Raw genomic sequence first — 253 nt, 5'->3', positions numbered from 1 at the left:
ACTGGCCTGAAAAGCATCGGTATCAACCGTATCGCTTCTACAGCAGGTACTAACGTTGCCCGTATCGAAAACATCAAAACTGTTCTCGACACAATGTCCCTGACAAGCACCAACGCCAACAACGCCGGTACAGTTGAATTCTCCTTCGGCAACGGCACATTGCTCGGCGCCAATGCAGCAACACTGAACCTGTCCGACGTCCAAGTTGGTACAGTCAACATTGGTCAAAACGTTTCCGGCACATCCGCCGCAG

The 253-nt window shown here is 51.8% G+C and carries 1 protein-coding gene; it reads left to right on the top strand.

Features of this window, described 5'->3' with window-relative positions:
• A partial coding sequence (locus tag ACO0LN_RS30450) for a hypothetical protein (RefSeq protein ID WP_422980523.1) occupies positions 1-253 on the top strand: 253 nt, incomplete at both ends.

It is taken from the genome of Undibacterium sp. TC9W, assembly GCF_049339865.1.
Lineage (GTDB): Bacteria > Pseudomonadota > Gammaproteobacteria > Burkholderiales > Burkholderiaceae_D > Undibacterium.
This window is presented reverse-complemented; position numbering and strand designations above follow the sequence as displayed.